This is a genomic window from Arenimonas sp. (assembly GCF_047602345.1).
Classification (GTDB): Bacteria; Pseudomonadota; Gammaproteobacteria; order Xanthomonadales; family Xanthomonadaceae; genus Arenimonas.
On record NZ_JASGHN010000004.1, the window covers coordinates 161,201 to 175,611 of the forward strand.

Genomic DNA, 14,411 nt, shown 5'->3' on the forward strand with positions numbered 1-14,411 from the left:
AAGTATGCGTCGAACCGGTCCCGAAGGGCCATACGCAAACGCATCTCTTCATCGCGATGAAAGTGTTGACAGAAACGATCGGTGATCGATATGCTTGCTCCGCAATCCATCCAGACCGGCAGAGGGACAGGCCCGATGACGCCGGGGCAACCGACAACGGAGCAATCCGTTGGCAAGGTGCCAACTCCTGCGGCGGGCTTCGGCCCACCGGCAGATGGAACGCATGCGACGAGGCCTTGGCTTCGCCGCGGCGTCTGCTGTCGCGTTCCGCAAGAGCTGGGTGATCCACGATCCCCTGCGGAGACCGACATGAGTTTCATCGACGACCGACACGCTGCCGCTGCCGTCTGCAACCTCCCCTCCTATGCTGAAACGGCCTCGCACTCCGGGCGTGCCGTGTTTCGGCGTGCGCAGTCCTTGCGCCATGCCGGCGAACGCGAGGTTCGCATCGCGTGCGAATGGCAGGGGCCGTCCTGGGCCCCGGCCATCGTCGTTGCCGGCGGCATTTCGGCGCATCGCCATGTCGCGTCCAGCCAGGCCTATCCCGAGCCCGGCTGGTGGGAGGAGCAAGCCGGGCCGGGCAAGGCGCTGGACACGGACCGCTATCGCCTGGTCGCCATCGACTGGATCGGTGGCGACGGCAGCCTCGATGCACCGATCGACAGTAGCGACCAGGCCGATGCGATCGCTTTCGTGCTCGATCGCCTCGGCATCGTGCGCATCGCCGCCTTCGTCGGCTGCTCTTATGGCGCGATGGTCGGACTGCAGTTCGCCGTGCGCCATCCGGAAAGGCTGTCCCGCCTCGTGGCGATCAGCGGCGCCGACCGGCCGCATCCGTTCGCGACCGCCTGGCGTGAACTGCAACGGCGCATCGTCGATCTCGGCAGCAGCGAAGGCGGTAGACGCGAAGCCCTGTCGCTCGCTCGCCAGTTGGCCATGCTGAGCTATCGCACGCCGGAAGAATTCGCCGAGCGTTTCGACGCCCCCGTGGCGCTGATCGGCGACCGGGCCCGCGGCGCGGCGCGCGACTATCTCGAAACCTGCGGCCAGCGCTACGTGGCGAAGACATCCTCGACCGCGTTCCTGCGGCTGTCGGAATCGATCGACCTGCATGCGGTGGATGCCGCGCGGATCACGGTGCCGACGGAACTGGTCGCGATAGAAGAGGACAGGCTGGTGCCGGTCGAGACCTTGCAGGCGCTGGCCGAACGCCTGGGCTCGCGATGTCGCTTGCATCGCCTGCGCTCGTCTCGAGGCCACGACGCTTTCCTCGCCGAGCCCCAACGCATTGCCGGCGTGTTGAACGATGCGCTGCGCGGAGCCGCCGCATGAGCCGCCAATCCGCTACCACTCTGGCCGTGCGTGCCGGCATCGACAGCGACGTGGCGTACGGCGCGGTCGTGCCGCCGATCGTACTGTCGAGCAATTTCAGCTTCGCCGGATTCGGACAGAAGCGTAAGTACGACTACACGCGCAGCGGCAACCCGACGCGCGACCTGCTGGCCGACGCGCTGGCGGAGCTGGAAGGCGGTGCCGGCAGCGTCGTGACGGCCACCGGCATGGCGGCGGTGACCCTCGTGCTGGCCTTGCTGGAACCCGGCGATACGCTGGTCGTACCGCACGACTGCTACGGCGGCAGCTGGCGTCTTTTCAATGCTCTGGCGACGAAGAACCATTTCCGCCTGCTGACCATCGATCTGACGGAACCGCGCGCGTTGGCCGCTGCGCTGGCCGAAAATCCGAAGATCGTCTGGATCGAAACGCCGTCCAACCCTCTGCTTCGCGTTACCGACATCCGCTTCGTCGCCGAGTCGGCGCATCGCGTCGGCGCCCTGGTCGTTGCCGACAACACCTTCCTGTCGCCGGCGCTGCAGACGCCGATCGCGCTTGGCGCCGATCTGGTCGTGCATTCGACGACGAAATACATCAACGGCCATAGCGATGTCGTTGGCGGCGCCGTCATCGCCGCCGACGCGGCCCTGCACGAACGCCTGGTCTGGTGGGCGAACGCATTGGGCTTGACCGGAAGTCCGTTCGACAGCTTCCTCACGCTGCGCGGGCTGCGCACGCTCGGCGCTCGTCTGCGCGTGCATGAGGAAAACGCGATTGCGTTGGCCGAACTCGCGATTGCCCACCCCGCCGTGCGCGCCGTGCATTACCCGGGCCTGGCACAGCATCCGGGGCACGCGCTGGCAGCGCGCCAGCAGCGCGGTTTCGGCGCGATGCTGTCGATCGAACTAGATGGCGGCGTCGAGGCGGTGAAGCGCTTCCTCGACGGTCTGTCCTGCTTCACGCTGGCCGAATCGCTCGGCGGCGTGGAGAGCCTGGTCGCGCATCCGGCAACCATGACGCACGCAGCGATGAGCGCGGAAGCACGGCGGGCGGCCGGCATCGGCGACGGTCTGCTGCGATTGTCGGTCGGCATCGAGGCCCTCAACGACCTCGCCGACGATCTGTTGTCGGCGCTGGCGCGGGCCGAAGCCAGCGCCGATCGCTGCCGCGAGAAACAGGCGTGAGCGCGCTGCTGCAGTCGCGCGCCTCGGGCGTGCATCGTCGCAAGGTGGCCTTGCTGGGCACCGGCACCGTTGGCACGGCATTGCTGGCACGCTGGGCACGGCTGCAACGCGCTTCGTCGTTGGGCGACTTCGATCTGCAGGAGGTGCGCAATACGCGCTTGCGCTGGAAATCGGCTGCTGGCTTGGACGCAGCGGCCCTGGTCGCGACGGCGCCGGCGCCCGCGCGAGAAGATGCTTTCGATGCTCCTGCCCTGGGCGAAGGCGGCATCGTCATCGATGCTACCGCCAGCGACGACACGGCGGCGCAGCATGCCGCGTGGCTGGCGGCAGGACTGCACGTCGTGACGGCGAACAAGTCGGGCATCGGCGGCGAATTCGCGCGCTACCGCGCCATCACGCGTCATTCTGATCGCTACGGCGACAGCGCGACCGTGGGTGCCGGTCTGCCGCTGTTGCGCAGTCTGCGCGAGTTGCGCGCAGGCGGCGACGAGGTCATCGCCATCGCCGGCGTGCTGTCGGGGTCGTTGGCATGGCTGTTTCATGCCTACGACGGCATGCGACCGTTTTCGGCGCTGGTGCGTGAGGCCGGGCGCCTCGGCTACACCGAGCCCGACGCTCGCCTCGACCTGTCGGGCGAAGACGTTCGCCGGAAATTGCTGATCCTTGCGCGTGCGGCCGGATCGCCGCTCGAACCGGCGCAGGTGGTCGTGGAGTCGCTGGTGCCATCGCCTTTGGGCGCGTTGAGTCGCCGCGATGTCGATGCGGGCCTGCACCTGCTGGACACTCCGTTGCGCGAGCGTTTCCAGGCTGCGCACCGCCTCGGGCGCCGTCTGCGTTTCATCGCGCGTTTCGACGCGCAGGGCGCGCGCATCGGTCTGGAGGCCATGGCCCCCGACGATCCTCTGGCCCTAGGCGGCGGCTGCGACAACCGCGTGGCGATCTGGAGCAGCCGCTACCGCGAGCGACCGCTGGTGATACAAGGGCCGGGCGCCGGCGCCGAGGTCACGGCGGCAGCCTTGCTCGACGATGCGCTGCGCTTGACGCGTCGCGCCTAACCGCGTCGGAAGAAATCGTCGATCGGCTCCGGGCGATGCAAGCCGAAACCCTGCGCGAGGTCGACGCCGAGATCGCGCAGCTGTTCGCAGATCATGTCGTTCTCCACGTGCTCGGCGATCGTGCGTTTCTTCAGGACGTGGGCGATGTCCGTGATCGAACGGATCACCGCATTGGAGAGCGGCGAATTGTCGAGGTCGCGGACGAAACTGCCGTCGATCTTGAAGTAGTCGACATCCAGCGTGCGCAGGTAGTTGAACGAACAGAAGCCGGTGCCGAAATCGTCCAGCGCGAAGGCGCAGCCCAGGCGGCGCATGCGCATGATCAGCTCCTGCGCGCGCGCGAGGTCGCGCACGGCGCTGGTTTCGGTGATCTCGAAGCAGAGCTTGCGCGCCGGCAGTTCGCTACGTTTCACCCGTTCGATCAGGAAATGACGGAAGGCTTCATCGACCAGCGAGGCGGCCGTCAGGTTGATCGCGCAGAGCCCGACCTGCGCCGCCGCGTCCGGTCGCGATTCGAGCCAGCTCATCACCAGTTCCACGACGTGGCGGTCGAGTGCGACGCCGAGCTGGAAGCGTTCGGCGGCCGGGATGAAGTGGCCGGGCGCCAGGCGCTCGCCGGTCGCGGGGTCGCGCATACGCAGCAACACCTCGAAATGCCGACCCTCCAGCTGTTGTCCGCGCAACGGCGCGATGTCCTGGCAGTCGAGTTCGAACAGGCCGCGGTCCAGCGCTTCGCGGATGCGCACGGCCCAGCGCATCGCTTCGGTGCGCTCCTGCAGTTCGCCCGGCTGCTGGCTGGCGAGGAAAACGCGATTGCCGCCGAGTTCCTTCGCCGTGAAGCAGGCGGCGTCGGCGAGCGAGAGCAGGCGGGAAAAATCCAGTTGACCGGGCCAGAACACGACGAGACCGACGCTGACGGTGGTATTGAGCACGTGATCCTGCCAGCCGACGCGATAACTCTCGATCGCGTGCCGGACTTCGTCCATCTGCCGTCGGATGGCTTCGGGTTCGCCCTGCAGCAGCATCGCGAATTCGTCGCCGCCGATACGGAACACCTGCGATTCGCCGCCGCCGCGAGCCTTCAGCAGCGAGCCGATGCCATGGATCAGGGCGTCGCCAGCGGCATGACTGGCGGTGTCGTTGATCAGGGTGAAATGGTCCAGATCGAGATAGGCCAGGCCATGCTGCCCGTTCGACATCAGCAGTGCGCGCATCGTCGCTTCTTCGAAGGCGGCGCGATTCGGCAGGCCGGTGGCCGCATCGGTGGTCGCGCGTCGCAATACTTTCCGCGAAGCGAACTGTTGCTCGAGCACCGAAGCGACCAGTACCAGCGGGATGATCGCGAACAGGCACATGAAGCCGAGCAGCACGGCAGCATCCTGCGGCTGTTCCGGTGGCTGGAATCCCGCCAGGCCCAGTCCGATCACCGAGGTCAGGAACAGGATCGCGAAGGCGGTGCCGAGCACGGTCCAGATCGGTTCGAAGCGCACCGCGCTCCAGATCATCAGGCTCAGGGGCAGGGCCACGAGGCCCAGCGAGTACAGGCTGTTGCGCATGCCGCCGACGTAGAAAACGGAGTAGCAGAACGCGAGTGCGACCACCCAGAAGATCTTTTCGCGCATCGACGAGTAGTCACTCTCGCGCGGCAGGTCGGGATGCCGGATGGTCGGAGAGGACAGCAACAACATGCTCGGGCCGACGCAGAGGATGCCGAGCAGGTCGCCCATGCCCCACTTGGCGAACGCGGGCCAGAACTCGTGCAGGGGCAACATGCCGGACCAGACCAGGCCGGTACTGCCGATCAGGCCGGAGACCGTACCCATGACCACGGCGCCGCGCAGCTGCCTGAAGCCGCTGCGCACGCTCATCCTTGCCTGACGGTCGGGCAGATTGGCGGCGTAGTAGCCGGCCAGGGCGCCGATCACGTTGCTCAGGGCCGAAAAAGGCAGGAACGCGGGCGGTACCGGACTGAAGGTGTAATGCGTGATCAGGATCGGGACGATGGGGAACAGGGCCCAGCGCGGGCCGTAGCGCAAGGCGGCGGCAAAGGCGATGCCCGAGGCGGGCCAGAACAGGGTGACCTGGTTCGGTGAGCTGATGAACGCGGTCGCGTACCAGGCTCCGAGCAGGTAGAAACCTGTCAGCAGGATGAATCGCAGCATCGAGCGCCCCCCAGAGCACCGAGTGTACGCCCTGGCCGGGCGCTTTCGTCAGGGGGAAGCGTGATGCCGGCCGCGATCCGGTGGAGAACGCAGGTGTTCGGCCCTCAGGGGATCAGCATTCGATGACGTTGACCGCCAGGCCGCCGCGACTGGTTTCCTTGTATTTGTCCTGCATGTCCCGGCCGGTGTCGCGCATGGTCTTGATGACCTTGTCCAGCGATACCTTGTGCTTGCCGTCGCCACGCAGCGCCATGCGCGAGGCGTTGATGGCCTTGACCGCGCCCATCGCGTTGCGTTCGATGCAGGGGATCTGCACCAGGCCGCCGATCGGATCGCAGGTCAGGCCGAGGTTGTGCTCCATGCCGATCTCGGCTGCGTTCTCGATTTGGCCCGGCGTCCCGCCCAGCGCCGCCGTCAGCCCGGCGGCCGCCATCGAGCAGGCCACGCCGACTTCGCCCTGGCAACCGACTTCCGCGCCCGAGATCGACGCATTCTCCTTGTACAGGATGCCGATGGCGGCGGCGGTCAGCAGGAAATCGAACACGCCCTGTTCGTCCGCGCCCGGGCAGAAACGGTCGTAGTAATGCAGCACGGACGGGATGATGCCGGCGGCGCCATTCGTCGGTGCGGTGACGACGCGGCCGCCTGCGGCGTTCTCCTCGTTGACGGCCAAGGCATACAGGTTCACCCAATCGAGCACGGTGAGCGGATCGCGCATCGCCGCTTCCGGTCGCGACGAAAGCTCGTGGTGCAGCGCCGGCGCGCGACGCGCGACATGCAGGCCACCGGGCAAGGTGCCCTTCTCGCGGATACCGCGAGCGGTGCAGTCCTGCATCGCCTGCCAGATTTCGCGCAATGCGCTGCGCACGTCTTCGGGCTGGCGCCAGGCACGCTCGTTCTCCGCCATCACCTGCGCGATGCTCAACCCGGTTTTTTCGCAAAGGGCAAGCAACTCGGCGCCGCTATGGAACGGATACGCCAGGTCCGTGGTGTCGGCGACGATGCGATCCTCGGCGGCTTCGTCCTGGTTGACGACGAAACCGCCGCCGACCGAATAGTAATCGCGCGTGGCGATCTCGCGGCCTTCGCCGTCGTAAGCGGTGAAGCGCATGCCGTTCGTGTGGAACGGCAGCTTCTGCCGCTTGTTCATGATCAGGTCGTTCTTTTCGTCGAAAGCGATCTCGTGCTTGCCGAGCAGGCGGATCTTCTTCTCGCTGCGGATACGCTCGAGCGCGGCAGGAATGATGTCGGGATCGATCTGGTTCGGCCAATGACCCTCCAGCCCCATCAACACAGCCTTGTCGGTGCCATGGCCGCGTCCGGTCAACGCCAGCGAACCGAAGACCTCGGCGCGAAGTCGCGCGGTGCGCGTCAGTTCGCCTTTCTCTTCCAGCCAGCGGCTGACGAAACGCGCAGCCGCCCGCATCGGGCCGACGGTATGCGAAGACGAAGGGCCGATACCGATCTTGAACAGGTCGAAAGTGCTGACAGCCATGGGGGCACGATCCGTTAGGCAGGTTGTATTCTAGTCCCTGACGACAGAATCCCAGCAGTACGCCGGCGCATGCGCCTGACTCTCTTCCAGCGCGACCATTGCCATCTCTGCGACATGGCCTACGAAGTACTCGTGGCGGCCGGTGTCCCGGACTTCGAGCCCGTCTGGATCGACGGGCTGGCGGCGCAGGAAGCCCGGTACGGCCTGCGCATTCCAGTGCTGCGCCGGGAAGACAACGGCGACGAGCTGGACTGGCCTTTCGACGCGGCCGCCGTGAGCGCGTTCCTCGGTCGCTGAGCGGCAGGCTCAGGGTTTCTTCATCGGCGCCGGCGCAAGGACCAGGCGGGTCTTGACCTTCACTTCATTCGGCAGGAGGTCGATGTCGGTCCAATCGCCGCTGCCGACGCCGAAGTCCAGCCGCTTGAGCGAGGCGGTGCCGTCGAGCACGGGTTTGGCGCCTGGCGTCCAGGTGAAGGTGAGCACCACGGGTTTGCTGACGCCGCGCAGGCTCAGCATGCCGTCGGCGGCGTACCGGTTGCCGCCGAGCGCCCGGAACTTGCTGGCGATGTAGCGAGCTTCCGGCTGGCGCTTGCTGTCGAAGAAGTCGCCGCTCTTGAGCAGGTCGTCGCGTTCGCTGTTCTTCGTGTCCGCGCTGGCGAGCACGATGCGCACGTCGAAGCGGCTTTCGGCCAGCTTCGCCGGATCGAAACGGATCGTCGGCACGAACTTGCCGAAGCTTCCGTTGAAGGCCTCGCCCTGATAGCTGGCGCTGAAACCCAGGCTGGAGCCCGGCTGCATGGCCCAGTCGGCCGCCGACGCGTTGCCGGCCAGCAGTGCCAGGGTGAAAAGCAGATTGCGCACGTCAGGCTCCTGGTTTGGGCGGTTCGATACGCGGCCACATGCGGGCCAGGGTACGGTCGCGCAGCCGATAATGATGGAACAGCGCTGCCGCCGCATGCGCCAGCACGAGCAAAGCCAGCACATAGAACAGAGTCTCGTGCATGTCGTGCGCGAACGCTTTCAAGTCGGGATCGTACTTGCTCAGCGCCGGCAAATTGAACAGGCCGAACCATTTGAGCGGAAAACCCGCCGCGGAATTGAACAGCCAGCCGCTGAACGGTATCAGCAGCAGCAGGACGTAAAGCGCGCCATGCGTCAGCTTGGCGATGACATCCTGCCAACGCGGCGTTTCCGGTACGGGCTTCGGCGCGCCGGCAACCAGGCGCCAGAGCAGGCGCAGCGTCGTCAGGCCTAACACCGTCAGTCCGAAGCTCTTGTGCAAGGCGTAGACCTGCACCTTGAACGTGCCGGTGGGCAATTCGGTCATGATCAGGCCGACCAGGGCCAGGCCCAGCACCAGCGCGACGGTCAGCCAATGCAGGCCGATGCTCACCAGGCCCCAATGATCGTCGTCATTGCGTACTCGCATCGCGCATCTCCTCGCCGTCTTTGTCGTTGGAGTCCGGGCCGCCGCGGATCGCCTCGGCCTCGATGATCAGTTTCACTTCGTCGCCGACCAGGTTCTTCCAGGCGTCGATGCCGAAATCGCCGCGCCTGAGCGTACCCGAGGCCGAAAAGCCGGCGGTGCGTCGGAAGGTCAGCGGGTGGCGCTTGAGTGCGTTGAAGACGAAATCGAGAGAAACCGGCTGGGTCTTCCCATGCAACGTCAGCTCGCCGTGCAGGCGCCCGTGCGTATCGTCGATTTTTTCCACGCGCAGCGAGCGGAATGTCGCCGTCGGATAGCGTTCGGCGTCGAAGAAGGTCGGGTCGAGGATGCGCTTCTGCCAGTCGGCATCGCCGAGCGACAGCGTCGCCAGCGGGATCCGCACTTCGACACGGCTGCTGGCCCAATCGTCGGGATCGAATCGCAACTCGCCCTGCACGCCGGAAAAACTCCCGACCGGATTCGAGAAGCCAGCATGACTAACCTGGAACGCGACGCGCGTGTGCACCGGGTCGAGCCGGTATTGCTCTAGTTTCGCTTCGGCGCATAACGGCAGCAGCGCTGACGCGAGGAAGAAAGCGGGGAGTCGGTAGCCGGGCATGCCTACATTCTATGCCGCAATTTTCCTACCCGTGCGCTTGTGGCCGGAACTCATCGTTGCGAGGATTCAGGCAGGGAAAGGGGAAAACCATGCGTAGTCTGTTCTTCTGGCTGGGCCTGGTGCTCGGGTCGGCGATCGCCTTCGATGCCCTGGCGCAGAACGCTGGACCGATCTTCCGTCGCATCGACGTGATGGACGGATTGCCCGCGAACGCGACCTCGGCCCTCGCCCTGGATCGGGACGGTTATCTGTGGATCGGCACGCGCGATGGCCTCGCCCGTTACGACGGCGTCAGCTACCGCGTCTACCGTTACGTGCCTGGCGACGAGGGGAGCTTGCAAGGCAACTATGTGTTCGCGCTGTGGGTGGATTCGAAGAATCGCATCTGGGTCGGGACCGAAGGCAAGGGCCTGAGCATGCTGGACACGGATCGTCGTGCCTTCAGGCATTACCGTCCCGACACCCACAAGCTGATCACGAACGCTGATGTCATGGCGGTGGTCGAAGATCGGCGTGGAAATATCTGGTTCGGAACCTACGGCGGCGGCTTGTACCGGATCGACAGGCGCGGTGGGTTGACGAGATTCGTGCCGAAAACCGGCAATCCGAATAGCCTGCCGTCCGCCAACGTCGTTTCGCTGGCAGTGGATGCGCGCGGTAGTTTATGGGTGGGTACCGACGCTGGCCTGGCGCAGTGGGGCGTACGGGGCTTTGAGCGGATTGCTGCACCTCTCAGTGATTCAGTGATTCATAGCCTCTATGCCGACACAGACGGCAGTCTTTGGATAGGCACGAGTAGTGGATTGGATCATCGCTTGCCAAATGGGGTCCTCACGCGAGGGCTTTGGAAAGAAGAGTTGCCACACCCGCTGGTGACAGCCGTGTTGAGGGATCGGCAGGGGACTCGTTGGGTTTCAACTTTGAAGGGAGTGCTGCGGGTAGACGAAGAGGTGGTCTCAGTCCTAGGCGGGCGAGAAACGCCATTGTCTGTACTTGCGATGAAAGAAGATGAGGAGGGTGGTATTTGGTTCGCCACCACAGCTGAAGGAATAAGACGCTTGCCACCTGGTTGGCGGGCATTTTCCAAGCTGGGCAACCTGTCTCCCATGATCGATGGGAGAAAGCGTACTGCAGTGACCCCACACCTAGATCGAGGGTTCTGGTTGGCAGGACCTGCAGGATTTCTTGAGCAATGGGATCCAGTTAACCAGCTTAACAGGAGTGTTTACCCAGGGAACGAGAAGGCGTTTCCCAGTAGCGTTTATCAGGTCATCGAGCGCGAAGACGGCACTGTCTGGAGCGGTGGACAAGGGGTTCTGCAGCGTTTTGATCCAGTATCGGGCGAGGTTAGCTGGTGGTACGACCACACGAGGGGCGGTGAACTCCTTGAAGGGGAAATCGATCAGATGTTGGAGACCCGCGATGGATTGCTCTGGGTGGTGGTTTATGGCCGTGGCATGCAAGCAATTGATATTGGTGGAGAAGTAATTCAGACGATTCTCCCCGGCAACGGACGCGGTATCGACAATTCGCTGCCAGAACAGCTTGGCCTAGGGCCAGACGGACTCCTGTGGGTATCGACCCAACGGGGGCTGTGGCGATGGAACGGCGCGGCCGGGCGTTTTGAGCCAGTACCAGGTGCGCCGAAAGATCGCGTTTTTGGGTTTACTTTTCTCCAACCCAATTCCCTGTGGTTGCATCGTATGGGTCTACTAGAGGCATATCGCTGGGATGGCGAGCGCATCAGCCTGGTGCGAAGGATTACGAGCCGCCAGGGAATGCCGGCGGTAGAGTCTGGAGGATTGGCAGCCGACTACGCTGGAAACTTGTGGCTAACGACGACTAGGGGATTGCTTCGATTCGACCCGACTAGCAATCGACTACGGATGTACGGCATCAGCGATGGGCTGCAAAGTCAAGAGTTTGAGACGGTGCAGCCACCTATGGTGGCCAACGGCTTTGGCTTCGCTTCCAGCGGAGCCGGGATGCTGTTCTTTGATCCATCTAAAATGGGTGATGCGTATAGCGCCACGCGTCTCGCAATTGATTCCATTTCCATTGATCGTGGAGAGGATACGTACGACTTCTCTCCTTCATCATCTAGTATTGAGTGGCTGCCAGGTGATCGCGACCTTTCGGTGATAGCCCGTTTGTTGTCGTACACCAATCCCGGCGCGCATCGTTATCGTTTCCGCCTGCATGGCTACGACAACGATTGGGTCGAAACCGGTTCACAGGGCGAACGCGTCTTCTCCAGTCTTGAGCCGGGCAATTATCGGCTCGAGGTTTCTGCCACAGGCACCTCGGGTGAATGGTCGGAGCCCAAAGGCTTCGAAGTCGCCGTGCGAGCGCCCTGGTGGCGCACAAACTGGGCCAGGGCCTTGGCGGCATTGCTTGTGCTGGTGGTGTTCTGGGCCGTGGCAAGCGCTTACCGCGCCCGCGCGCGGGAAAAGCAGACCAATGCCCTGCGCGAACAACGACGGGAACTCAGCGAGCGCGCCTCCGAGGCCAAGACGCATTTCCTGGCAACGCTCGGGCATGAGATCAGAACGCCGATGACCGGTGTGCTCGGCATGACCGAGTTGCTGCTCGCCGCCGGGTTGCCGGCACGGCAGCAAGCGCAGGCCGAAGCGATCCGACGGTCCGGTCAACACCTGTTGCGTCTGATGAACGATTCGCTCGACCTGTCGCGTATCGAAGCAGGCAAGCTCGATCTGCTCGACGCGCCCTTCGATCCCCGTTCGTTGTTGGAAGACTGCGCCGAGATGCTGTCTCCGCTGGCCGCGGCGAAAGAAATCGCATTCACGCTGCAAACTGATCCAGGGCTGCCCGGCGCATTGCGCGGAGACGCGGACAGGGTAAGGCAGATCCTGTTGAACCTCGGAAACAACGCCATCAAATTCACCGAGCGTGGCGAAGTGGCGATACGCGGACGCATGACGACAGAAGGCTTGGCGATCGAAGTCAGCGACACCGGACCGGGCCTTAGCGAAGAACAAAAATCGCGGCTGTTCCAGCGCTTCGAACAGGCCGAGGGCGCCAAGACGATGAGCCGTTACGGCGGCAGCGGATTGGGCTTGGCGATCTGTCGCGAACTCACTGCCGCCATGGGCGGGCGCATCGAGATCAGCAGCCGTCCCCGGGAAGGGGCGACCTTCCATGTCCTGCTGCCGCTTCCGGTGGCCGAGCCCGCCCATATCGTCGCGCCAGTCGAGGTTACGCACATGCCGTCGGGCCGGCTTCGCATCCTGATCGTGGAGGACGATCCGATCGTGGCCGAAGTAGTGACCGGGCTACTGCAGAACCTCGGGCATGAAACACAACAGGCCGCCCATGGCCTGGATGCGTTGGCAAGATTGTCGACAACCGAGTCCGACCTTGCATTCGTCGACCTCGACCTACCCGGACTCGACGGATTCGAAGTCGCGCGACTCATCCGCGCTAACGGACATACCTTGCCGATGGTCGCGCTGACCGCGCGCGCCGATGCCGATGCCGAGCCCCAGGCTTTCGCGGCCGGCATGAATGGTTTCGTGCGCAAGCCTGCCTTGGCGGAAACGCTGGATACGGCGATCCGCGCGGCCGTGTCGCCAGCGCGAGCCCGGCACGCTATCGCCGAGTCGCCCCCGGTTGCGCCATAAAAAACGCGCCGACCGGTTCGACCGATCGGCGCGTTGGTGTCTTGCATGTCAGCGCAGGAACAGTTCTTCGCGCGTCGGTTCGTCGAACGCCGGCTTCTTGCCCGCGGTCGCCGCGCGTGCGGCGTTCTGCAGCGGCATCGGCACGCCCAGCCAGGTATTGAGCTTGGCCAGGATGAAGTCGCGCTCGGGCTGCGAGAGCCTGGTCAGGTTGGCGCCGTGGTTGCCCAGATCGCCGTAGACGAAATAGCGGTAGGAATCGTTCGCCGGTTTCACGTCGAACGGTCCGGTGGACCAGGGGTCGTTGGCGCCGTAGACGAAGACGAAGCGCTTGCCCTTGGCACGCACCCACTGTTCGACCTTGGTCATGATGTTCGGGTCGAAGGTCTTCGTCACGCCCAGCGGCGGGTAGTTCTCCGGAATGTCCTGGCCCGGGTAACGAAGCAGGGCGCGGATGTTGCGCTCGTCGTACTTCGGCCCGCCGAGCTGGGTGGCCGACTGGTAGAAGTAGGCCTTGTAGAAGTCCAGCGTCGGGTCGGCGAAGAAGGCGACGCCGACGATCGCGTCGATGAAGTCGAGCAATTCCTGCGGCGTCGCCGTCGGCGACGGCACGTAGGGGCAGATGCTCTGGTCCTGGTATTGCCAGAACGCGAACGGCAGCTCGAGAACGGCGAACTCCAGGGCGCGGTCCTTGCCCAATACCGTATAGCCGTCGCTGTCCGGGATCAGCGGCAGGATGGCTTCGCGTTGCTGCAGGGCGGCCTTCTGGAAGTTGCGGATCGCGAGGCGGCAATCGGCCGGCCCGACGTTGTTGAGGAAGGTTACATAGCGCGCGTCGCTGGTGCCGTGGCTGCTCGGCGCGACATAGGGCACCGTGGCCACCACGTCGTCGGGGAAGTAGTAGCGGTAGTACGTGCTCGTCATGCCGCTCTTGCTGGCGCCGGTCGACACCCAGCCGGCGGAGTAGATGCCTTTCAGGCTTTGCGTGATGGCATGCAGGTCGGAGGCGCTTTGCCAGATGTCGAGCTTGCTCCAGTCGACCGGGTTGGGTGTCGATGCGAGGAAGAAGCGGTGTTCGACGCGGACCTGGTTCGACTGCAGATAGAACGTCAGCTCGGTCTGGGTCGGATTGATCGAGGTGCTGTAACCGTCGGTGACCAGCACCATCGGCTTGGTTTCATCCCGGTGCAAAAGCGTCACGCGCTGGGTGAAGGTCGGACCCAGCGGATTATTGTGGTCCACCGGCTGGCGGAAGCTGATGCGATAGAAATACGTGCCGGCGGGCGGCGCGGGCGAGGTGACTTGGGTGACCGCCGTGACATTCGGCAGCGCAAGCAGTTGGTTGCGCAGGGTCACGGGATCGATCGCGAACAGCGGACCCGCGACGAGGAAAACGGCCAGCGCGAACAGGAAACGTTGGACGGCGTGCAGCGGCTTCATGCGAACACTCCCCTGAGGTCGGTCATGGAGCGACCGATCATACACGGCGAATGTTAAGCG

At 64.4% G+C, this 14,411-nt stretch carries 11 protein-coding genes and 1 riboswitch; of the genes, 5 read left to right on the plus strand and 6 right to left on the minus strand.

Going from position 1 to position 14,411, the window contains the following annotated elements; translation table 11 throughout:
- Positions 1 to 103 precede the first annotated feature (103 nt).
- Positions 104 to 221: riboswitch (SAM riboswitch) on the plus strand.
- A gap of 88 nt (positions 222 to 309) precedes the next feature.
- Genes metX through QM707_RS02775 form a run of 3 tightly spaced genes read left to right on the plus strand, consistent with a single transcriptional unit; the run spans position 310 to position 3,571 of the window.
- Positions 310 to 1,332 (plus strand): homoserine O-succinyltransferase MetX, encoded by a 1,023-nt coding sequence (gene metX, locus QM707_RS02765; protein ID WP_415000346.1) that lies wholly within the window; start codon positions 310 to 312, stop codon positions 1,330 to 1,332.
- Positions 1,329 to 2,516 carry a cystathionine gamma-synthase gene (metB, locus tag QM707_RS02770; RefSeq protein ID WP_415000347.1) on the plus strand — a complete coding sequence of 396 codons (1,188 nt, stop codon included), beginning with the start codon at positions 1,329 to 1,331 and terminating at the stop codon, positions 2,514 to 2,516. The genes metX and metB overlap by 4 nt, the downstream gene beginning before the upstream one ends.
- Positions 2,513 to 3,571, plus strand: a complete 1,059-nt coding sequence (locus tag QM707_RS02775; protein WP_415000348.1) for a homoserine dehydrogenase — start codon at positions 2,513 to 2,515, stop codon at positions 3,569 to 3,571. Before metB ends, QM707_RS02775 begins: the two co-directional genes overlap by 4 nt.
- Here the strand turns inward: QM707_RS02775 and QM707_RS02780 are convergent.
- Both QM707_RS02780 and QM707_RS02785 read right to left on the minus strand, forming a co-directional pair.
- Entirely contained in the window at positions 3,568 to 5,733 is a 2,166-nt protein-coding gene (locus tag QM707_RS02780) for a putative bifunctional diguanylate cyclase/phosphodiesterase (protein ID WP_415000349.1), read from the minus strand. The genes QM707_RS02775 and QM707_RS02780 overlap by 4 nt on opposite strands.
- Before the next feature lie 112 nt (positions 5,734 to 5,845).
- On the minus strand, positions 5,846 to 7,228 hold the full coding sequence (locus QM707_RS02785) for an L-serine ammonia-lyase (protein WP_415000350.1): 1,383 nt from the start codon (positions 7,226 to 7,228) through the stop codon (positions 5,846 to 5,848).
- Between the two features lie 69 nt (positions 7,229 to 7,297).
- On the opposite strand from QM707_RS02785, the gene QM707_RS02790 reads away from it, so the two are divergent.
- Positions 7,298 to 7,525, plus strand: a complete 228-nt coding sequence (locus QM707_RS02790; RefSeq protein ID WP_415000351.1) for a glutaredoxin family protein — start codon at positions 7,298 to 7,300, stop codon at positions 7,523 to 7,525.
- A 9-nt stretch (positions 7,526 to 7,534) separates the two neighbouring features.
- Here the strand turns inward: QM707_RS02790 and QM707_RS02795 are convergent, their stop codons facing one another.
- From QM707_RS02795 to QM707_RS02805, 3 genes are read right to left on the minus strand one after another with little or no spacing between them, the layout of a single operon-like run.
- Positions 7,535 to 8,089, minus strand: a complete 555-nt coding sequence (locus QM707_RS02795) for a YceI family protein (protein ID WP_415000352.1) — start codon at positions 8,087 to 8,089, stop codon at positions 7,535 to 7,537.
- 1 nt (position 8,090) lies between these two features.
- The gene (locus tag QM707_RS02800; protein WP_415000353.1) at positions 8,091 to 8,657 is read right to left on the minus strand and encodes a cytochrome b; all 567 of its coding nucleotides are present in this window, start codon (positions 8,655 to 8,657) and stop codon (positions 8,091 to 8,093) included.
- A complete protein-coding gene (locus QM707_RS02805) occupies positions 8,641 to 9,273 on the minus strand; it encodes a YceI family protein (protein ID WP_415000354.1) in 633 nt (210 codons plus the stop codon). Before QM707_RS02805 ends, QM707_RS02800 begins: the two co-directional genes overlap by 17 nt.
- An 89-nt stretch (positions 9,274 to 9,362) precedes the next feature.
- Between QM707_RS02805 and QM707_RS02810 the strand changes: the two genes are divergently transcribed.
- Positions 9,363 to 12,914, plus strand: a complete 3,552-nt coding sequence (locus QM707_RS02810) for a two-component regulator propeller domain-containing protein (protein ID WP_415000355.1) — start codon at positions 9,363 to 9,365, stop codon at positions 12,912 to 12,914.
- A 48-nt stretch (positions 12,915 to 12,962) separates the two neighbouring features.
- Here QM707_RS02810 and QM707_RS02815 read toward each other — a convergent pair whose 3' ends face one another.
- Positions 12,963 to 14,351, minus strand: coding sequence for a S28 family serine protease (locus QM707_RS02815; RefSeq protein ID WP_415000356.1), 1,389 nt, complete (start codon positions 14,349 to 14,351; stop codon positions 12,963 to 12,965).
- Positions 14,352 to 14,411 lie beyond the last annotated feature (60 nt).